General features: G+C 71.0%; 18 protein-coding genes. 15 read left to right on the top strand and 3 right to left on the bottom strand.

Going from position 1 to position 20,021, the window contains the following annotated elements; all coding sequences use genetic code 11:
* Positions 1–3: 3 nt before the first annotated feature.
* Positions 4–237, bottom strand: a complete 234-nt coding sequence (locus ACIBHY_RS27550) for an Lrp/AsnC family transcriptional regulator (protein WP_184960545.1) — start codon at positions 235–237, stop codon at positions 4–6.
* Between the two features lie 252 nt (positions 238–489).
* Between ACIBHY_RS27550 and ACIBHY_RS27545 the strand changes: the two genes are divergently transcribed.
* The 3 genes from ACIBHY_RS27545 to thiD all read left to right on the top strand — a co-directional run bounded on the left by ACIBHY_RS27545 (position 490) and on the right by thiD (position 4,882).
* Complete coding sequence (locus ACIBHY_RS27545) at positions 490–1,704, top strand: AIR synthase related protein (protein ID WP_397308099.1); 1,215 nt, start codon at positions 490–492, stop codon at positions 1,702–1,704.
* Positions 1,705–3,155: 1,451 nt separating this feature from the next.
* On the top strand, positions 3,156–4,049 hold the full coding sequence (locus ACIBHY_RS27540) for a hypothetical protein (RefSeq protein ID WP_397244943.1): 894 nt from the start codon (positions 3,156–3,158) through the stop codon (positions 4,047–4,049).
* A gap of 8 nt (positions 4,050–4,057) precedes the next feature.
* Positions 4,058–4,882 carry a bifunctional hydroxymethylpyrimidine kinase/phosphomethylpyrimidine kinase gene (gene thiD / locus ACIBHY_RS27535; RefSeq protein WP_397308098.1) on the top strand — a complete coding sequence of 275 codons (825 nt, stop codon included), beginning with the start codon at positions 4,058–4,060 and terminating at the stop codon, positions 4,880–4,882.
* A gap of 64 nt (positions 4,883–4,946) precedes the next feature.
* Here thiD and rpmB read toward each other — a convergent pair whose 3' ends face one another.
* Entirely contained in the window at positions 4,947–5,132 is a 186-nt protein-coding gene (gene rpmB / locus ACIBHY_RS27530; RefSeq protein WP_049556934.1) for a 50S ribosomal protein L28, read from the bottom strand.
* Positions 5,133–5,330: 198 nt separating this feature from the next.
* Between rpmB and ACIBHY_RS27525 the strand changes: the two genes are divergently transcribed.
* From ACIBHY_RS27525 to mutM, 8 genes are all read left to right on the top strand, one after another.
* Complete coding sequence (locus ACIBHY_RS27525) at positions 5,331–6,875, top strand: DAK2 domain-containing protein (RefSeq protein ID WP_397308097.1); 1,545 nt, start codon at positions 5,331–5,333, stop codon at positions 6,873–6,875.
* A gap of 52 nt (positions 6,876–6,927) precedes the next feature.
* On the top strand, positions 6,928–9,144 hold the full coding sequence (gene recG / locus ACIBHY_RS27520; protein ID WP_397245292.1) for an ATP-dependent DNA helicase RecG: 2,217 nt from the start codon (positions 6,928–6,930) through the stop codon (positions 9,142–9,144).
* 573 nt (positions 9,145–9,717) lie between these two features.
* Positions 9,718–10,284 (top strand): 16S rRNA (guanine(966)-N(2))-methyltransferase RsmD, encoded by a 567-nt coding sequence (gene rsmD, locus ACIBHY_RS27515; RefSeq protein ID WP_397244937.1) that lies wholly within the window; start codon positions 9,718–9,720, stop codon positions 10,282–10,284.
* Positions 10,285–10,299: 15 nt separating this feature from the next.
* Positions 10,300–10,776 carry a pantetheine-phosphate adenylyltransferase gene (coaD, locus tag ACIBHY_RS27510; RefSeq protein WP_397244935.1) on the top strand — a complete coding sequence of 159 codons (477 nt, stop codon included), beginning with the start codon at positions 10,300–10,302 and terminating at the stop codon, positions 10,774–10,776.
* A 72-nt stretch (positions 10,777–10,848) separates the two neighbouring features.
* The gene (locus ACIBHY_RS27505) at positions 10,849–11,400 is read left to right on the top strand and encodes a YceD family protein (protein ID WP_397308096.1); all 552 of its coding nucleotides are present in this window, start codon (positions 10,849–10,851) and stop codon (positions 11,398–11,400) included.
* A gap of 1 nt (position 11,401) precedes the next feature.
* Positions 11,402–11,581 carry a 50S ribosomal protein L32 gene (gene rpmF / locus ACIBHY_RS27500; protein WP_184960388.1) on the top strand — a complete coding sequence of 60 codons (180 nt, stop codon included), beginning with the start codon at positions 11,402–11,404 and terminating at the stop codon, positions 11,579–11,581.
* 209 nt (positions 11,582–11,790) lie between these two features.
* Positions 11,791–12,510, top strand: a complete 720-nt coding sequence (gene rnc / locus ACIBHY_RS27495; RefSeq protein WP_379612526.1) for a ribonuclease III — start codon at positions 11,791–11,793, stop codon at positions 12,508–12,510.
* A gap of 2 nt (positions 12,511–12,512) precedes the next feature.
* The gene (gene mutM, locus ACIBHY_RS27490) at positions 12,513–13,355 is read left to right on the top strand and encodes a bifunctional DNA-formamidopyrimidine glycosylase/DNA-(apurinic or apyrimidinic site) lyase (protein ID WP_397244931.1); all 843 of its coding nucleotides are present in this window, start codon (positions 12,513–12,515) and stop codon (positions 13,353–13,355) included.
* On the opposite strand, the gene ACIBHY_RS27485 is transcribed toward mutM, so the two are convergent.
* Positions 13,303–14,436: an MFS transporter gene (locus tag ACIBHY_RS27485; protein WP_397308095.1), complete on the bottom strand. Its 1,134-nt coding sequence runs from the start codon at positions 14,434–14,436 to the stop codon at positions 13,303–13,305. The genes mutM and ACIBHY_RS27485 overlap by 53 nt on opposite strands.
* A 78-nt stretch (positions 14,437–14,514) precedes the next feature.
* On the opposite strand from ACIBHY_RS27485, the gene ACIBHY_RS27480 reads away from it, so the two are divergent.
* The 4 genes from ACIBHY_RS27480 (at position 14,515) to smc (ending at position 19,993) form a co-directional block, all read left to right on the top strand.
* Positions 14,515–15,432: a LysR family transcriptional regulator gene (locus ACIBHY_RS27480; RefSeq protein WP_397244927.1), complete on the top strand. Its 918-nt coding sequence runs from the start codon at positions 14,515–14,517 to the stop codon at positions 15,430–15,432.
* Positions 15,433–15,711, top strand: coding sequence for an acylphosphatase (locus tag ACIBHY_RS27475; RefSeq protein ID WP_184960384.1), 279 nt, complete (start codon positions 15,433–15,435; stop codon positions 15,709–15,711). It begins immediately after the preceding gene.
* A 190-nt stretch (positions 15,712–15,901) separates the two neighbouring features.
* Positions 15,902–16,096 (top strand): hypothetical protein, encoded by a 195-nt coding sequence (locus tag ACIBHY_RS27470; protein WP_221340212.1) that lies wholly within the window; start codon positions 15,902–15,904, stop codon positions 16,094–16,096.
* 219 nt (positions 16,097–16,315) lie between these two features.
* Positions 16,316–19,993, top strand: a complete 3,678-nt coding sequence (gene smc, locus ACIBHY_RS27465) for a chromosome segregation protein SMC (RefSeq protein WP_397308094.1) — start codon at positions 16,316–16,318, stop codon at positions 19,991–19,993.
* Positions 19,994–20,021: the final 28 nt, after the last annotated feature.

Here is a 20,021-nt window from a genome sequence, read left to right as displayed (position 1 = left end):
GCTCTAGATGTGCACGATCGGGCACGTAAGAGTACGGGTGATTCCCTCCACCGCCTGAATCTGGGCCACGACCAGTTTGCCGAGCTCATCGACGTTGCGGGCCTCCGCGCGCACGATCACGTCGTAGGGGCCGGTCACGTCCTCGGCCTGCGTGACGCCGGGGATGCCGGCGATCTCGCGGGCCACGGTCGCGGCCTTGCCCACTTCGGTCTGAATAAGGATGTAGGCCTGCACCATGACGTCCTCCAGGGCGAATTGGATCAGCGCCGAAGGGCCACCGTACCCTTTCCCGGCCGGTGTGCGGGAGTGTGGCCGGTCGCCCGGGTTCGCACCTGCGTGACCCGGCGTGTCCTGTGTGTGTTTCAGCATACGTAGGCACCCTGGCGGGCAGGTGAAGCAGGCCTCCACATACCGTGTTTGCACAGGAGGTGCACCATTAGAGTCGGAAATTTCGGTGAGTTTAGGGTTATATCCCGAATCTCCGGACAGTTGCCCCAGGGGCCCGGCGTACTGCTCGGCCCCGGAGACGACGCGGCCGTCGTCACCGCGCCCGACGGCCGGGTCGTCGTCTCGACGGACCTCCTGGTGGAGGGCCGCCATTTCCGCCGTGACTGGTCCTCCGGCTACGACGTCGGCCGCAAGGCCGCCGCCCAGAACCTCGCCGACATAGCCGCCATGGGCGCCACCCCCACCTCCATGGTCGTCGCCCTGGGCATGCCCGCCGACCTCCCCCTGTCCTGGGTGGACGAACTCACGCTGGGCTTCCGGGACGAGTGCGCCCTGGTCGGCGCCTCGGTGGTCGGCGGCGACCTGGCCCGCTCCGACACAGTGGTCATAGGCGTAACCGCCCTCGGCACCTTGTCCGGCCAAGCCCCGGTAACCCGCTCCGGCGCGAAGCCCGGCCAGCTGGTCGCCATATCCGGCCGCCTGGGCCACGCCGCCGCCGGCCTGGCCCTCCTGGAATCCGGCCACCTCCCACCCTCACCCACCCCCGCCCCCACGACCCCACCCCCTGCCACCTCCGGATCTGCCAACACATCACCCCCCGCCCCGGACCCCACCGACCCGCTCCGCCCTACCCCGGACCCGGACCGCTCCCCGCCTGCCCCCATGGGCCCGCCTTCTGGTCCCACGCCCCTGACCTCCGCGTCCATGGGCCCTGGCTCCTCCGTCCCCGGTGTTGGGGGTGCAGGGCGCTCCGGTGCTTGGTCTGCCGGCTCCGGGCCGCGTGGCATCGCTTCCCATGCGGTTGTGGCCGGGGAGGCCGTGCCTGAGGCGGGGACTGGAGCTGTGGGGGTGGAAGGGCTGTTGCTTGAGGCAGTGGAGGGGCATCGGCGGCCCCGCCCGCCGTACCGGAGCGGGCCTGAGGCGGCGCGGCTCGGGGCGAGCGCGATGATGGACGTCAGCGACGGCCTCCTCCAGGACCTGGGGCACATCGCGAAGGCGAGCGGCGTGCGGATCGTGCTGGATCCGGCCGCGTTCGCGGTGGACGAGCCGGTGCTTGCCGCCGCCAAGGAGCTCGGGGCCGACCCGCTCGACTGGGTGCTGGCCGGGGGTGAGGATCACGCGCTGGTGGCGGTGTTCCCCTCAGAGGTACGGCTGCCGCCCGAGTGGCGAATCGTGGGCCGGATCGAGGCCGGCGAAGGCGTCACGGTTACGGGGCGTGACGATGGACCACGGGGTTGGGACCACTTCCAGGGATGACTTGTCCCGTTTTACGTAAAATTTTCAGGGAATGAGTAGTGACTCCCGTGAAAGCTGTGACAAAGGCGTAGTAAAGGTGTTATGAAGATTGGCGGCCACTGTAACCGGCAGAAAGGGCAGCCATGGGCCGCCACGGCACAGGTGGATCCGATGACGGCAGTGATTGGGGGATGAGCAGGCCGGACGACTCACAGGAGGAGGACCTCAGGTCCACCACCGATCCAGCCGCCGCCTGGTCAGCAGCCCCGGATCCTTCGGCCACCAGCTCCTTCTTCGCCATCAACGACCAGGAGCCGGGCTGGCCCGCGCCCCCGGACCAACTAGAGGTCACGGGCCAATGGTCCCCACAGCCGGGCACCCGCCCCGGCCACCCCACAGGCGACCCCGCCCCGGGCCACCCCAGCCAGACCCCAGAGCCCGGCCACCCCACCATGGGCCGCCCTGGCGCAGACCCCACGGCGGGTCGCCCAGGCATGGACCCGATGGCGGGCCGTCCCGGCCCAGGCCCGATGGACGGACCCGCTCACACGGGTCCCATCCCCGGAGGCGCGGGCATGGGTGCCGCATCAGGTCATCCCGGCATGGGCTCGACACCCGGCTATCCCGCCGGTGACTCCACGGCTGGACGTCCCGGCCCAGAGCCCATGCCAGGCCGTCCAGCCGGCGACCCGATGGCGGGCCGTCCCAGTACAGAGCCGATGGCGGGTCGTCCTGGTGCGGAGCCGATGGCGGGGCGTTCCGGGGGTGGTCCCGTGATCGGGGCCTCTGGGACGGATCCCTTTGAGACCACCGGGGCCTTTACCCGTCCCGACGCCTTCGACGGCTTCCAGGGCGCGGCTCCCGGGCAAGGGCCCGCCGGGCGTACCCCTGAGCCGTTCGAGACCACGGGGGCCTTCGCTCCGCCGCCTCAGCCTTCCGCCTCTGGACCTTTCAATCGGTCGGTCGGTGGCGGGGGCTTTGAGCGGCCGCACGACGAGACTCAGCGCTTCGGGGAGCAGCCTGGGAGCGATGGGAACACGGCGGCCTTCCCGTCGGATCCTTTCGCGGCCCAGCCCCCGCACGCGGGCCAGCCTCCGTCCGCGGGTCAGCCTCCGCACGCAGGTCAGCCTCCGCACGCAGGTCAGCCTCCGCACGCAGGTCAGCCTCCGCACGCGGGCCAGCCTCCGGTCGGGGGGCAACCGCACTTCGCGGGGCAGGACGCCTCCGCTCCCTTCCCGGGTCAAGGCCGTCCCGCCTCGGACCCGTTCGCGGCACAACCGCCGGATCCGTTCGCGGCTCAGGACGACACCGCAGCGCAGCACACCGCCGCCCAACCCTGGGACACCGGCGGCCTGCCGCCCGAACCCGGCGACATCAAGGTGGCCGGTTCCCCGACCGTCGTATCGCCGATGCCCGCCTGGGCCGAGAGCAATGACGGTTTCATGGGTTCCGGCTGGTCGTCCGAGGGTGACATGCCCGAAGAGCCCCAGGGCAAGAGCAAGCGCGGCCGCCGCAAGCCGCCGCCCCGTGGCGACGACCTGCCCGGCGGGCCGCCGTCCGGTGGCAGGGCGCGGGTGGCGCTGTTGTCGGTGGCGGCCGTGGCCGTGGTGCTCGGCGGTACGGTGGCCGGCGTCAAGATGATGGGCGCCTCCGGCGAATGCAAGCAGGGGAGTTGCGCGGCCGTTCAGCAGTCGGGGAACGACGGCCAGCCCGTTCCGTCGGTCAGCGATCCGGGTCCCGGCGAGGGGGAACCGGATGAGGAGCAGCTGACGGAAGAGCCCGAGGAGGCGACGCCTTCGGAGTCGAAGCGGCCGTCGCCGACGTTCAGCGCGCGTGCGCCCCGCCGTACCCCGACTCCCAAGCCCACCCCGACCAAGACGAAGCAGAAGAAGACCACGCAGCCCACCGAGGACGCCGAGCCGACGCCGCAGTCGACGGCGACCGAGGAGCCGACCTCGGAGCCGACGAGTACGGCGGAGCCGAGCTCGGGCACCTTCCCGACGGACGCCGGGGTGCCGAACCCGCAGAACACGCAGTCCTCGGGCCTCAGGCAGGCGCCGGGCGGCAGTTCGGTGAACATGCGGTTCGACGTCACGAAGCAGGGCCTCACCACCTACAGGGCGAGCGTCGACGTGGTCAACGCCTCCACCGAGACGATGGGCGGCCTCACCGTGTCGTTGCCGGTCTCCGGCCGGGTCACGGACGTGGACGGCGCCGGCTGGACCCAGGACGGCCAGCTGCTGATCATCGACGTCTCCCAGTCGCTGGCGACCGGCGCGACGGCGAGCGTGACGTTCACCGCGATCGGCAGGGGCAAGGCGCCGGAGAGTTGCGGGCTGGTCGGCGGGGAGTGCTCGCTCAGCTGAATGATTGGATGGGGGACATGACGGTTGTGACCCCTCCACGCGTCCTGACCGTCGCCGGATCCGACTCCGGCGGCGGTGCGGGCATCCAGGCCGATCTGAAGACCATGCTCGCCCACGGCGTGCACGGCATGAGCGTCATCGCCGCGGTCACGGCGCAGAACTCCCTGGGCGTCCAGGGTTACTGGGAGCTGCCGCCGGAGGCCGTGCGCGCGCAGCTCGACTCCGTGCTGGGCGACATCGGCGCGCAGGCCGTCAAGACCGGCATGCTGGCCTCGCCCGCGCTGGTCGAGCTGGTCGCCGAGGTGCTCGGCGCCTACGACGCGCCCACGGTGGTGGATCCGGTGGGGGTTTCCAAGCACGGCGACACGCTGCTCGTGCCCGAGGCGGTGGAGTCGCTCAAGACGCGGCTGCTGCCGGTGGCCACCGTGGTCACGCCCAACCTCTGGGAGGTCGAGCAGCTCACGTCGGTGAAGGTCGAGGACGAGGACGGCCTGCGCCGCGCCGCCGACGCGATCCTGGAGCTGGGCCCCACCTGGGCGCTCATCAAGGGCGGCCACCTGCCGGGCGATCCCGTTGACCTCCTGACCGACGGCACCGCCGAATACCGTTTCCGCGCCGAACGCCACGACAACCGCCACACCCACGGCACCGGCTGCACGCTGGCCTCCGCCATCGCCTCCCACCTGGCCCAGGGCGAGGAGATGCCGGTCGCGGTGGCCAGGGCGAAGGAGTACGTGACCGGCGCCATCGCCCGCGGCTTCCCGCTGGGCGGCGGCATCGGCCCGGTCGACCACGCATGGGAGTGGCGCGCGCGGTCCGCTCCGGCGCGCTGACGGCCGGACATCGCAGAAGCCCGGCACTCTAGGGGTGCGCCGGGCTTCTGCGAGAAAAGTTGTGTTAGCGGGTGACCTTGCCCGCCTTGATGCACGAGGTGCACACGTTCAGCTTCTTCGGCGTGCCGCCGATGACCGCGCGAACCGTCTGGATGTTGGGGTTCCAACGACGACGGGTGCGGCGGTGCGAGTGGGACACGTTGTTGCCGAAGGTCGGCCCCTTGCGGCAGACATCGCAGACGGAAGCCACGGTATCGCTCCTTAAAACAGTCGATGTAGCCCTGTCCGCTGATGCATTCCGGGCGGAGGGCATGCCGGGACAACCGGCTAGCCAGACGAGAATATCTGATCCGCACCAGTGGGCGCGAACTCAGCACTGGACGCCCCGGCGAACGGGGATATTCTCCTCCATTAACGGTAGCGCATTCAGGGAGGTCGGATCGCCCACATGCAGGTCTTGGAGCCGCCCGCGGTGCGGCGTTGGTCACGGCTGGCGGCGGACTCGCTGGGCCGGGCCAGAGCGGAGATCGACGCGCTCAACGTCTTCCCCGTCGCGGACGGTGACACGGGCACCAACCTGTACCTGACCATGCTGTCGGCGGCCGAGGCGGTCGAGTCGCTGCCCGACGACGTGGACGGGGCCGTGGTCTGGCAGACCCTCTCCTATGGCGCGATGGTCGGCGCCCGCGGCAACTCGGGCGTCATCGTCAGCCAGGCGCTGCGCGGGCTGGCCGAGGTGCTGAAGGGCGGCTCCGACCTGCGGACGGCGCTGGTCAGGGCGGCCGAGCTGGCCAGGCAGGCGGTGGCCAGGCCCGTCGAGGGGACCGTGCTCAGCGTGCTGTCGGCCGTGGCGGTAGCCGTACACGATCTGGACGGTGACCTCGAAGAGGTCGCCAGGCGGGCGGCGGGGCAGGCGCGGGCGGCGCTTAGACGCACCCCCGAGCAGCTCGACGTGCTGGCGCGCAGCGGCGTGGTGGACGCGGGCGGGGCCGGGCTGGCGATCATCCTGGAGTCGCTGGAGGCGGTGATCACCGGCACCCACACGCGGCGCTTCGAGGTGCCCGCCCCGACCGGGCGCGTGACGCCGATGGCCGAGGTGGGCGCGGGCTACGAGGTGATGTACCTGCTCGACGCCGAGGACGAGGCGGTGGCCGGGCTGCGCGCCGAGCTCGACGTGATGGGCGACTCGCTGGTCGTGGTCGGCGGCGACGGGCTGTGGAACGTCCACGTGCACGTCGAGGAGGCCGGTCCGGCGATCGAGGCGGCGCTGAAGGCGGGACGACCGCACCGGATCAGGGTGACTTACCTCGCCGAGCGTACGCACAGAGGCGGCGCAGGCAGAGGCGTGGTGGCGGTCGCGGCGGGTGACGGGATCGCGGCGCTGTTCGAGGAGTGCGGGGCCGTCGTGGTACGCCGCGAGCCCGGCACCAGCCCCTCCCTGCCCGAGATGCTGGCCGCGATCCGCGAGGCGGGCGGCGAGGTCACGGTGCTGCCGAACGACGAGAGCGTGGGCGACGTGGCCGCCGCCGCGGCGGAGATCGCCCGCGAGGACGGCGTCACGGTCAGCGTGCTGCCCACCAAGGCCACCGTGCAGGGGCTGGCGGCGCTGGCCGTCCACGACCCGTTGCGCCGCTTCGACGACGACGTGGTCGCGATGACCGACGCCGCGGGACACACCCGCCACGGCCACATCACCGTCGCCGACCGCGAGGCCGTCACCAGCGCGGGGCTGTGCCGTCCCGGCGACGTGCTCGGCCTGATCGACGGCGACGTCGTGCACATCGGCGCCGCGCTCGACGAGGTCGCCACGCTCGTCGTGGACCGGATGCTGGCGGGCGGCGGCGAGCTCGTGACCCTCGTCACGGGCAAGGACGCTCCGGTACGGCTGGCGCCGCACGTGGAGCGGCACCTGTCCATCTCCCGCCCCGACGCCGACCTGGTCGTCTACCCCGGTGGTCAGGGCGGCTACCCGCTGCTCATCGGCGTGGAATGATTCCTGTCGGTCACACGCGGTAGAACATAGGACCGTGAGCGAACACAGCGCCATGGCTTCGTCCGCCTCCTCCGACGAAGGAGGCAGGAGAAGCCGATTCGACGAGCCGCTGGCCAAGGCGCTCGACCCGAAGACCGCCAAGCTCCTGCACAGCGTGCTCGGCCTGGAGACCGTGGGCGACCTGCTGCGCCACTATCCGCGCCGCTACGCCGAGCGCGGCGAGCTCACCTCGCTCGACATGCTGGAGGTCGACGAGCACGTCACCGTGGTCGGCGAGGTCACCCGCGCCATGCGCAAGCCCATGCGCAACCGCGGCGGCACCTGGCTGGAGGTCGAGGTCGTCGACGGCACCGGCAAGAAGATCTACCTGTCGTTCTTCGGCAAGGGCTCCCACGTGGCCGAGTCCCGCCTGAAGCCGGGCAGACGCGGCATGTTCGCCGGAAGGGTCGGGGCGTTCGGCTCCCGCGCCACCCCGCGCTGGCAGCTGACGCACCCCGAGTTCGAGCTGTTCGACGAGAGCGAGACCAGCGCGGAGGAGTTCTCCACCGCGCCGGTGCCGATCTACCCGGCGGGCAAGGACCTCACCCCCTGGGCGATCAGGCGCGCGATCGGCATCGTGCTCGACACGCTCGGCCCGCTCGACGACCCGCTGCCCGCCGACCTGCGCGCCCGCCACGGTCTGGCCGACCTCGGCGACGCGCTGGTGGCCATCCACCGGCCGAAGGACTTCGGCGAGGTGCACCGGGCGCGCGACCGGCTGAAGTTCGACGAGGCGTTCGTGCTCCAGGCCGTGCTGCTGCAGCGCAGGCAGGCCGCGACCGCGTGGCCGGCCAAGCCGCGTCCGCGCAGCTCCGGGGGCATGCTCGACGACTTCGACGCCCGCCTGCCGTTCTCCCTGACCGAGGGCCAGGCCGCGGTGGGCGAGGAGGTCGCCGCCGACCTCGCCCTGCCCCACCCGATGCACCGCCTGCTCCAGGGTGAGGTCGGCGCGGGCAAGACCGTGGTGGCGCTGCGCGCGATGCTCCAGGTCGTCGACGCGGGCGGCCAGGCCGTCCTGCTCGCCCCCACCGAAGTACTGGCCCAGCAACACCACCGCTCCATCACCGCGATGCTCGGCGACCTCGCCACCGGCGGCATGTTCGGCGGCACCGCGGTGACCCTGCTCACCGGCTCCATGGGCGCGGCGGCCCGCCGCGCGGCCCTCCTCGACGCGGCTTCCGGTACGGCCGGCATCGTCGTCGGCACGCACGCCCTGCTCCAGGAGCACGTGCAGTTCGCCGACCTGGGCCTGGTCGTCGTCGACGAGCAGCACCGCTTCGGCGTCGAGCAGCGCGACGCCCTGCGCGAGAAGGCCGGCGGCGGCCGGCCCCACGTCCTGGTGATGACCGCCACCCCGATCCCGCGCACGGTCGCCATGACCGTCTTCGGCGACCTGGAGGTCTCCACGCTGTCGCAGCTCCCGTCGGGCCGCGCCCCGATCACCACCCACGTGGTTCCGGCGGCCGAGAAGCCCCACTTCCTGGAACGCACGTGGCAGCGCGTGCGGGAGGAGGTCGGCCTGGGCCGCCAGGCGTACATCGTCTGCCCGCGCATCGGCGACCTTGAGGGCGACGAGGGCGACCTGGAGTCGGTGACGTCGTCCGACGAGGAACGGCGGCCGCCGCTGGCGGTGCTGGAGGTGGCCGAGATGCTGGCCGAGGGCCCGCTGCACGGCCTGCGCCTGGAGGTGCTGCACGGCAAACTGCCGCCGGAGGAGAAGGACGCGGTCATGCGCGCCTTCACCCGGGGCGAGGTCGACGTGCTGGTGGCCACGACGGTCATCGAGGTGGGCGTGGACGTGCCCAACTCCTCCGTCATGATCATCATGGACGCCGACCGCTTCGGCGTCTCCCAGCTCCACCAGCTCCGCGGCCGGGTCGGCAGAGGCGGCCTGCCCGGCCTGTGTCTCCTGGTCTCCGAGTTCCCCGAGGGCACTCCGGCCAGGGCCCGCCTGGACGCGGTCGCCTCGACCCTGGACGGCTTCGAACTGTCCCGCGTCGACCTGGAACAACGCCGCGAGGGCGATGTGCTGGGCGCGGCTCAGTCCGGCAAGCGCTCGTCGCTGAAGATGTTGCAGTTGCTCCGCGACGAGGACGTCATCGAAACCGCCCGGGCCGAGGCGGCCGCCTTCCTGGAAAAGGACCCCGCCCTGACCTCCCACGAGGGCCTACGAGCCGAAATAGCCCGCCTCCTGGCCGACGAAAAGGCCACCTACCTCGAAAAGACCTGACCACTCCATCCTCCAACCCCGGCCACCGCGCGCTGTGGGGCGGTTCGGGAGGGTAGGCACGTGGCGTCAGGAAGGCCTGGCAGGCGGCGTCACGCCCAGAAGGGCAGCCGAGCCGCCGGCACGGCCGGAGGAGGCCGTGGAGGCGCCTGCGGCGGGTTCCGGGCGCGCGGCCGGGACGCCATCGAGGGTTTGTGGCGCCGCGCGGTGGGGTGTGGGGCGGTGAAACCCACGACGGCGGGTGGCGGTAACCCGGCTTGCCGTAACGGCGAAAGGGCGTGAAAGCCCGACGAATGAGCGAGAGAGAAAGAGCCCCTGACAGCGAACTAGGCCCAGCGGCGGGGACGGCCTCCCCCCGAATGCCGTCCCCGGCTGGGCCCACCCTCGGGTCAGGTGCCGAGGGATCCGGCGTGCGGAAGGGCTCACGATCACGCCGGTCGGCCTCCATTTGGGTCACCTCGAAGGCCGCAGTCATCATCATGCGGCCCCACCCGCCCCAAGGGAACGACCCTTGCGCAGTCGAGGCCGACACTTGTCCACTCTTGACCTGCGGTGACATGGGGGACAATGGCCCTCATGACTCGGATCATCGCGGGGAGCGCGGGTGGGCGTCGGCTGGCGGTTCCGCCGGGGCGCGGGACGCGACCTACCAGCGACAGGGCAAGGGAAGGGATCTTCTCTACCCTCGGTTCACTTCACTGGCTGGACGGGGCGCGGGTGATGGATCTGTTCGCGGGTTCCGGGGCGGTCGGGCTGGAGGCTTTGTCGCGTGGGGCCGTCCATGCGCTGCTGGTGGAGTCGGACGCGAAGGCGGCCCGGACGATCAGGGCGAACGTCGCGGCGCTCGGGCTGGACGGCGCTCAGGTGGTGCACGACCGGGTGGAGCGGGTGCTGGCCAAGCCGGGGGAGGAGCCTTATGACGTGGTGTTCGCGGATCCGCCCTATGCGGTGGCGGATGACGATGTTCTGGAGGTTCTGGCCCGGCTCAGGGACAACGGCTGGCTCGCGGAGGACGCCCTGATCGCGGTTGAACGCGAGAGCAGGGGAAATGCCCTGGTATGGCCGGAAGGCTACGTTGAGGAGAGGGTCCGTCGATATGGTGAAGCGTCCGTTTGGTACGGTCGCGCCGCCAGGGACCCGTAAGCCTGGGAGGGCATCTTGCGGCGCGTTGTCTGCCCGGGGTCGTTCGACCCCATCACCAACGGTCATCTCGACATCATCGGCCGGTCCGCCCGGCTCTACGACGAGGTGACCGTCGCGGTGCTCATCAACCTCGAGAAGAGCAGCCTGTTCACGGTCGACGAGCGGATCGACGTCCTGCAGACCGTGACCAAGGAGTATCCGAACGTCAAGGTGCGGAAGTTCCACGGCCTGCTGGTCGACTTCTGCAAGGAGAACGACATCCCGGCGATCGTCAAGGGCATCCGGGTGGTCAGCGACTTCGACTACGAGCTGCAGATGGCGCAGCTCAACTATCGCCTGTCCGGGGTCGAGACGCTGTTCATGCCGACCAACCCCGAGTACTCTTTTCTCTCGTCCAGCAGGGTCAAGGAGATCGCCCGCTACGGCGGGGATGTGTCCGGCCTGGTCCCGGATCTGGTGCACAAGCTGCTCATCGAGCGGCTCAGGGGCTGACCAGGGCCTGGTATTCTTTCTATTCGGCCTTGTACGACGGCGATCGTTTCGCCATGCCTAGCGAGAGCAAGGATGATTCAGCACCTCGACCCCCGCTCCCCATGGGTGATCTCCACCCACGACCTGGGCAAGCGACCGGGCTCGATGCTGGAGCGCCGGCTCTCGCTCCCGGCACCGGCGGATCTCGGCGTCGACATGATCGGTGTCCCCAAGGACGCCGAAGTCGAGCTGGATCTCCGGTTCGAAGCAGTGATGGAAGGCGTGCTCGTCAGTGGCACGGCGCGGGCCCCGCTGGCCGGGGAATGCGCCCGCTGTCTCGACCCGATCTCCTCGGGCATCGAGGTGGCGCTGCAGGAGCTGTTCTTCTACTCCGACGAGGACGCCTCGGAGGAGGATTCGCTGCTCGACGGTGAGCTGCTCGACCTCGAGCCGACGTTCCGCGACGCGGCGGTGCTCGCACTGCCGTTGAGCCCCATGTGCGGTGACGACTGCCAGGGGCTCTGCGTGGAGTGCGGGGCCAGGCTGGCTGACGCCGGCCCGGACCACCGGCACGAGAAGATCGACGTCCGCTGGGCGTCGTTGCAAGGTCTGGTTACCGAGAACGATAACGATCAGGAGAAGTGACGTGGCCGTCCCGAAGCGAAAGATGTCGCGGAGCAACACCCGCGCCCGTCGCTCCCAGTGGAAGACGACTGCTGTCGCGCTGGTGAGCTGCCCGCAGTGCCGTTCGCCGAAGCAGCCGCACATCGCCTGCCCGAGCTGCGGTACGTACAACCGCCGTCAGGTCGTCGAGCCGTCTGCCTGATTCGCAGAGTTGACGTGATGCCGACCGGGTGCAATTGTGCCCCGGTCGGCGTTAACGTCTGAGATGCGTGCGGTGGCGGTTCGCCCGCGGCCGTGGTGGACGCCGGGACACCATCCCCGACGCCCACCACGTTTTCGGGCATCTTCCACAGCCATCGCGCCATGTGAAGGTGTCCGAGGAGGAAACACGTGGGCGCAGGTCCTAAGCCGGTGGCCGTGGAGGTCGCCAGAGACGAACTGGAACGAGTCCTTTCCGCGCGACTCGCTTCCGACATCCTTGAGCGGGCGCTGACGCACCGCTCCTACGCGTACGAGAACGGCGGCCTGCCCACCAACGAGCGCCTGGAGTTCCTGGGCGACTCGGTGCTGGGCCTGGTCGTCACCGATACGCTCTACCGCAACCACCCCGATCTGCCCGAGGGCCAGCTGGCCAAGCTGCGGGCCGCGGTGGTCAACATGCGCGCGCTGGCCGACGTGGCCAGGTCCCTGGGCCTGGGCCGCTTCCTCCGCCTCGGCAGGGGCGAGGAGGGCACGGGCGGGCGCGACAAGTCGTCCATCCTGGCCGACACGCTGGAGGCGCTGATCGGCGCGATCTACGTGGACAAGGGCCTGGAAGAGGCCTTCCGCGTCGTGCACGTGCTGTTCGATCCGCTGATCGTGCGCTCGGCCTCGCTGGGCGCCGGCCTCGACTGGAAGACCTCGTTGCAGGAGCTGACCGCCTCCGAGGCGCTCGGCGTGCCCGAGTACCACGTCGAGGAGAGCGGCCCCGACCACGCCAAGTCGTTCACCGCGGTGGTGCGCGTGGGCGGCGAGTCCTACGGTTCGGGCACCGGCCGCAGCAAGAAGGAGGCCGAGCAGCAGGCGGCCGAGGCGGCCTGGACCCGCATCAGGGCGCGTCGCGAGCAGCGCGAGAGCCAGCCGGCCGGTTAGAGATGCCCGAACTGCCCGAGGTTGAGGTCGTCCGCCGCGGCCTCGCGGAATGGGTCACCGGGCGGGAGATCGCCGAGGCCGAGGTGCTGCATCCTCGCGCCGTCCGGCGGCATCTGCCCGGGGCCGACGAGTTCGCCTCGCGGCTGAAGGGCCGCACGATCGTCTCGGCCGAGCGTCGCGGCAAGTACCTGTGGCTGCCGCTCGGCCCCGGCGACGCGCTCATGGCCCACCTGGGGATGAGCGGCCAGCTGCTCGTGGTGCGGCCGGACTCGCCGCTGGAGAAGCATCTGCGCGTACGGCTGCGCTTCGCCGACGGCGGCCCCGACCTGCGCTTCGTCGACCAGCGCACGTTCGGCCACGTCATGGTCACGCCGATGGCCGGCGGGGTCCCCGAGCCGATCGCGCACATCGCGCCCGACCCGTTCGAGGACTCCTTCGCCGACGAGGTCTTCGCCCGCAAGCTGAAAGCGAAGAACACCGAGGTCAAGCGGGCGCTGCTCGACCAGTCGCTGATCAGCGGCGTCGGCAACATCTACGCCGACGAGGCGCTGTGGCTGGCCAAGCTCCACTGGGCCCGCTCGACCAGGACCCTCACCCAGCCCAAGGTCACCGAGCTGCTCGCCGGGGTGCGCGCGGTCATGAGCTCCGCCCTGGCGCAGGGCGGCACGTCCTTCGACAGCCTCTACGTCAACGTCAACGGCGAGAGCGGCTACTTCGAGCGCTCCTTGGAGGCCTACGGCAGGCGCGACCTGCCGTGTTCGCGGTGCGGCACCCCGATCAGGCGTGACCCGTTCATGAACCGCTCGTCCTACTCCTGCCCGACGTGCCAGCGTAAGCCGCGCTGAGCACGGCCATCACCGCCGCGAACCACAGCACGGCCGACAGCGACACGCTGTCCACGATCCGCCCGCCGACCAGCGCGCCGGCGGCGATGGTGGCGTTGAACACCGACGACACCCAGGCCATGCCGGACTCGCCGCCGCCCGCCTTGATCATCCAGAGCTGGCTGGTGACGGAGACGCCGCCGTAGGCCATGCCCCACAGCACGACCAGCAGAAGCGGGTCGCTCGTCAGGGGCAGTGCCGCGGTGGCCACGGCGATGAGCAGGGCCAGCGTGATGATCACCTGCTTGGGCCGCCTCGCGGCGAGCGCGCCCGCGGCGAAGTTGCCGGCCACGCCGGCCAGGCCGTAGGCGAGCAGGGTGAGGCTGATGTCGGCGCCGCTCTGCTCCAGGAAGGGCCGGACATAGGTGTACGCGCCGAAGTGGCCGATCACGAGCACTCCGATGACGATCAGCACGGCCCGCATGCCGGGGTCGCGCCAGACGCCGCCCAGGCTCACCGTGCTCTCGGCGGGCAGCGATGGAAGCAGGACCAGGAGCGCCGCGGTGACGGCCAGGGCGAGCATCGCCATCACACCGAACGCCCAGCGCCAGTCGGCCAGGGAGGCGATCAGCGTGCCCGTGGGGACACCGAGCACGGAGGCCACGGAGACGCCGCCCGCGATCATGGCGGTGGCCCGACCCACGGAGCCCGGCGGCACCAGCCGTACGGCGAGGCTCGCGGCGAAGGCCCAGTAGCCGCCGATGCTCACGCCGGTCACCACCCGGGCCGCCATCATCACCGTGAAATTGGGCGCGAGCGCCGCCACCAGGTTCGACAGCACCAGCAGCGCCATGAGCCCGGCCAGCAGCGCGCGCCGGTCGAGCCCGCGTACGCTCATGGCCAGCACGGGGGCGGCCACCGCGGCGACCAGGCCGGGCGCCGACATGGTCAGCCCGGCGACGCCGGTGGAAACCCCCATCGCGCCGCTGATCGGCGTCAGCAGCCCGATGGGCATCATCTCGCTGGTCACCACGATGAAAATGCCCACGGCCGTGGCGAGGATGGCGGGCCAATATGCCCGGGATGTGTCAATCGTCGTCATGGTCCAAGCCTGTGAACGGGCGTCCGCGGGAACAATGCCGAAGATCGAATCCTTGGTTTAGCTGGACTAAGGGGTGCTATGGAGTTCAGACAGCTGGAGACGTTCGTGGTGGTGAGCGAGGAGCTCCATTTCGCCAAGGCCGCCGAGCGGCTGTACCTGTCTCCCGGCCGGGTCAGCCAGATCGTCCGCTCGCTGGAGGATTCGATCGGCGCCCGGCTCTTCGAGCGGACGAGCCGCCGGGTCCGGCTGACCCCGCTGGGCGAGCGCTTCCTCGCCGACGTGCGCCCCGCCTACGAGGGGCTGCACGGCGCGGTGAACCGCGCCAGATCGGCCGCGAGGAGTGTGTACGGCGTGCTGCGCGTCGGATTCCTCAGCGCGCCGGGCGAGGTCGTCACCGGGGCGGTGCGCGCCTTCGAGCACCGCTTCCCCGAGTGCGCGGTAGAGCTGGTCGAGGTCCCGCTGTCCAATCCGTTCGGCAAGGTGCGCGAGGGTGTGGTGGATCTCACGTTCACGTTGCTTCCGGTCGCCGAGCCCGATCTGGAGACGAGCGTCGCGCTGAACCGGGTGCCGTTGAAGCTGGCCCTGTCACCGGCGCATCCGCTGGCAGGGCGTGTGTCCATCGACGCGGAAGAGCTGGCAGGAGTGCCGCTGGTCGGGGTGGAGGGCCCGGCGCCGCGCTGCTGGAGGGAACTGACGGCCCCGGTGACGACGCCCGGCGGCCTGCCCATCCCGTCGGCCGGGGCGGTCTCCACGAGCCAGGAGGGCCTGACCGAGGTCGCGCTGAACCGCGGGAGCATGTTGTTCTGCACCCCGACGGCGGCCTATCTGGGGCGCGACGACGTCACGTTCGTGCCGGTCACGGGCCTGCCGGACTCGGTGCTCGGCCTGGTGTGGCAGCGTACGCGGCGTACGGCGGCGGTGACCGCGTTCGCCGAGGTGGCTGCCGACCGAAATGCCGGAGAAGTGGTAGTAAATCTACAGAGAGTGACCGGATGAATGGGCGATGACACGCGGCTGACGGCCTGGGTAAGGGGTCGTGTCCAGGGTGTCGGCTTCCGCTGGTGGACCCGTGCGCGGGCGCTTGAGCTGGGCCTGGCCGGGTGGGCGCGCAACATGGACGACGGCCGGGTGGAGGTCGTCGCGGAGGGGTCCAGGGAGTCCTGCGTCAAGCTGCTTGAGCTGCTGCGAGGTTGCGACACGCCGGGCAAGGTGACGGGAGTAGTGGAACGGTGGAGCGAACCCCGAGGTAGTTTGGTTGGGTTTATGGAGAGGTAGACCCTTTCGTTAAACCCCCCAAATAGGGTATATTTGTATGTCGGGAGTGCCCATCGGTGCGTCTCTGCGGTGCGTTCGACTTGACCGCCCACACTGCCGGTGCGACTCTTGTTAGGTACCACGCGCACCCCTCCCGCGGAATAGAAGTGCGCGAACCAGTCTGGTCACTCAGCGTGGAGGACCCTTAACCATGGCGAAGGCTCTACTAGGCCACGTCGGCGGTCCTGACCCTCGGATGGTCTCGGAGATGCGCCGCCTGCAACAGCGTATTCGGGATCTGGAGGCAGAACTCATCCGGCTCCAGGCCCAGAACGACGCTCTTGCGGCGCAGACCCGTGACGAGGCACGGGGCCGTTTGCAGGAGCGCGAGCCGGCACTCACCTGAGTGGTCGGAGCGCTACATCCAGGGACGTCTCGGAGAGGCGTCCCTTGCTATTTGTCCACATTTCTCATGATGTTCACGTTGGTGGTCCGCGAGTGTGCAGACACGCGCGGATAACCGCCCTCACCCGCCTTGCCGTATCGCAGACTGGTTCTTAGCACGAGCTCAAGGGCAGAGACCAGTAGGCTTTCCGGAACGCAGTCGACGGGAGGGGGTCATCGGGTGTACCTGAAGACCCTCACCCTGCGTGGCTTCAAGTCGTTCGCCTCGGCCACCGCTCTGCGTTTCGAACCGGGGATCACCTGTGTCGTCGGCCCCAACGGGTCCGGCAAGTCCAACGTCGTCGACGCCCTCGCCTGGGTCATGGGCGAGCACAGCGCCAAGTCGCTGCGCGGCGGCAAGATGGAGGACGTGATCTTCGCCGGCACCTCCAGCCGGCCGCCGCTCGGCCGTGCCGAGGTCACGCTGACGATCGACAACTCCGACGGCGCGCTGCCGATCGACTACACCGAGGTGACGATCAGCCGCCTGATGTTCAGGAGCGGCCAGTCCGAGTACGCCATCAACGGCGACACCTGCCGCCTGCTCGACATCCAGGAGCTGCTGTCCGACTCGGGCATCGGCAGGGAGATGCACGTCATCGTCGGCCAGGGCCAGCTCGACGCCGTGCTCCACGCGGGCCCCGAAGACCGCCGCGCCTTCATCGAAGAGGCCGCGGGCGTGCTCAAGCACCGCAAGCGCAAGGAAAAGGCGCTGCGCAAGCTCGACGCGATGCAGGCCAACCTCACCCGGGCCCAGGACCTCGCCACCGAGCTGCGCCGCCAGCTCAAGCCGCTGGGCCGCCAGGCCGAGATCGCCCGCAAGGCCGCCGTCATCCAGGCCGACCTGCGTGACGCCCGGCTTCGGCTGCTGGCCGACGACGTCGGTATCCTGCGCGACACGCTGCGCAGGGAGGCGGCCGACGAGGCGGCGATCCAGGCCCGCCGTACCCAGGTCGAGACCGAACTGGCGCAGGGACAGGAGCGCGAGGCCGCCCTGGAGGAGGCCGAGGCGCAGGCCCAGCCGCGGCTGTCGGCCGCGCAGGAGACCTTCTTCCGGCTGTCCTCCCTGCGCGAGCGCACCTCGGGGCTGGAGCAGCTCGCCGCGGAACGTCACCGCCACGCCGTCGACGCCGCCGCCATCGAACGGCGCGGCCGCGACCCCGAGGAGCTCGAACGCGAGGCCGCGGAGGCACGCGAGCAGGAGCTCATACTCAACGCCGAGCTGGAGCACGCCCAGGAGCTGCTGGAGGAGGCCGTCCAGCGCCGGGCCGAGGCCGAAGCGGAGCTGAGCGGCGAGGAGCAGCGGCTGGCCATGGCCGCCCGCGCCCAGGCCGACCGCCGCGAGGGCCTGGCCAGGCTGCGCGGCAAGGTCGACTCGGCGCGCAGCCGCGCCCGCGCAGCCGACGAGGAGATCGGCCGCCTGGCGCGGGGCGTCTTCGACGCCGCCGAGCGCGAGCGCGCCGGCCGGATGGAGCTTGAGGAGCAGCAGCGCGCCGAACCCGCCGTCGACCCGGCGCTCGCCGAGGAGCTGGACACCGCGCAGGCGCTGGTCGAGGAGGCCAGGGCGGTCGCCGACGAGGCCCGCGCCGCCGTGGAGGAGTCCAGGTCGGGGCTCGACGTCCCGCGTGCGGCCGTGCAGGCCGCGAAGTCCGCCGTGGGTACGGCCCGCACCGCCGACCAGCAGGCCCAGCGCGCGGTGGCCGGTCTCCAGGCCCGGCGCGAAGCCCTCGAACTCGGCCTGAGCAAGGGCGCCGACGGCGGCGCCGCGTTGCTGGAGGCCGACCTGGCGGGAGTCCTGGGCCCGCTGGCCACCGAGCTGACCGTGGCGCCCGGCGCCGAACTCGCCGTCGCCGCCGTCCTGGGCCCGGTGGCCGAGGCGATCGCGGTGAAGTCGCTCGACACGGCGGTGGAGGCCTTCGAGCTCCTGCGCGCCGGAGACGGCGGTCACGCGACCATCCTGATCGCGGGCGAGGGCCGCGCCGGGTCCCGGCCCGCCCTCGACGCGCGGGGTGTCTGGGCCGCCGATCTGGTGACTGTTCCCGACCATCTCAGAGCCGCCGTCGACCACGTGCTGACCGGCGTCGTCGTGGTCGACGACCTGGCCGGGGCGAAGGACCTGGTCGAGCGGCGGCCCGAGCTCAGGGCCGTGACCAGGCAGGGCGACCTGGTGGGTGTCCACCTGGCGGGCGGCGGCGCGGTGGGCGGTTCGTCCGTCCTGCAGATGCGTTCCGCCCTCGACCAGGCCACCGCCGACCTCGACGCCGCCCAGGCCACCGCCGAGCGCGGCGCCGCCGGATTCGAGGCCGCCGTCGAGGCGGAGCACGAGGCCCAGGCTCAGCTCGAAGCCGCCCAGGCCCGCGTCACCGAGGCCCAGACCGCCGTCAGCACCGCCCAGTCCGGCCTCAGCGCCGCCCAGGGCACGCTCGACCAGGTCAGGGGCAGGCAGCGCGAGGCCGACCAGCGCAACGCCGCCGCCGCCAAGCGCCTGGCCCAGCTGGAGGCCGCCGCGGAGGCTGCCGCCGCCGAGGCCGCCCGCCTGGCCAAGAGCGTCGCCGCCGCCGAGGAGGCGCGCGCCGAGGCGCTGGAAGAGGTGGCAGAGCTGGAGATCCGGCTGGCCGAGGCGGAGTACGCGGGCGAGCTGGAGTCCGAGCCCACCACCGACACCCGCGACGAGCTGGCCGAGGCCACCAACCTGGCCAGGCAGCGCGAGATGGAGACCCGCCTGCAGGTCCGCACCGCGGAAGAGCGGGTCAAGGGCATCGAGGGCAGGGCCGACGGCCTGATGCGGGCCGCCGAGCGCGAGCGTCAGGAGCGGGCCCAGGCCGCCGCGCAGCGGTCCAGGCGCCGCAGGCAGGCCGTCGTGGCCGAGGCCGTGGCCAAGGGCGCCAAGCGGGTGCTCGGGGCGCTGGCCGGCTCGATCGAGCGGGCCTCCCGCGAACGCGACGAGGCGGACCTGGCCAGGGTGGCGATCGACGCTGAGCTGAAGCAGGTACGCCTGCGCGTACGCGAGCTGTCGCAGGAACTCGACAAGCTGGTCAACCGGGTGCACGGCAGCGAGGTGGCCCGTACCGAGCAGCGGCTCCGGCTGGAGCAGATGGAGCAGCGGGCGCTCGACGAGTTCGGCGTGGAGGCCGAGTCGCTGATCTCCGAGTACGGCCCCGCCGTTCCGGTCCCCGGGGACCCGCCCGTGCCGTACGTCCGGGAGGAGCAGGAGAAGCGCGCCCGGATCGCCGAGAAGCAGATGAACCAGCTCGGCAAGGTCAACCCGCTGGCGCTGGAGGAGTTCGCCGCGCTGGAGGAGCGCCACGCCTTCCTCAACAGCCAGCTCGAAGACCTCAGGAAGACCAGGCGTGAGCTGATGACGGTCGTCCAGGAGGTCGACAACCGGGTCGAGGCGATGTTCTCCTCCGCCTACGAGGACGTCGCCCGCGAGTTCGAGCAGATCTTCACCCGGGTGTTCCCGGGCGGCGACGGGCGGCTCGTGCTGACCGACCCCGCCGACATGCTGACGACCGGCATCGAGGTCGAGGCCAGGCCGCCGGGCAAGAAGGTCAAGCGGCTGTCGCTGCTGTCGGGCGGTGAGCGGTCGCTGACGGCGGTGGCGTTCCTGATCTCCATCTTCAAGGCGCGGCCGTCGCCGTTCTATGTGATGGACGAGGTCGAGGCGGCGCTCGACGACACCAACACGCAGCGGCTGCTGACGCTTTTCGAGGAATTGCGGCAGAGTTCGCAGCTGATCGTCATCACGCACAACAAGCGCACGATGGAGATCGCCGACGCCCTGTACGGCGTGTCCATGCGCGGTGACGGCGTCACCCAGGTCGTCAGCCAGCGCCTGCGGGAGCGCGAACCGGCCTGACGGGCACGCTCCCCGGGCGCGAGCATGC

Source organism: Nonomuraea sp. NPDC050547, from assembly GCF_044457345.1.
Taxonomy (GTDB): domain Bacteria; phylum Actinomycetota; class Actinomycetes; order Streptosporangiales; family Streptosporangiaceae; genus Nonomuraea.
This window is presented reverse-complemented; position numbering and strand designations above follow the sequence as displayed.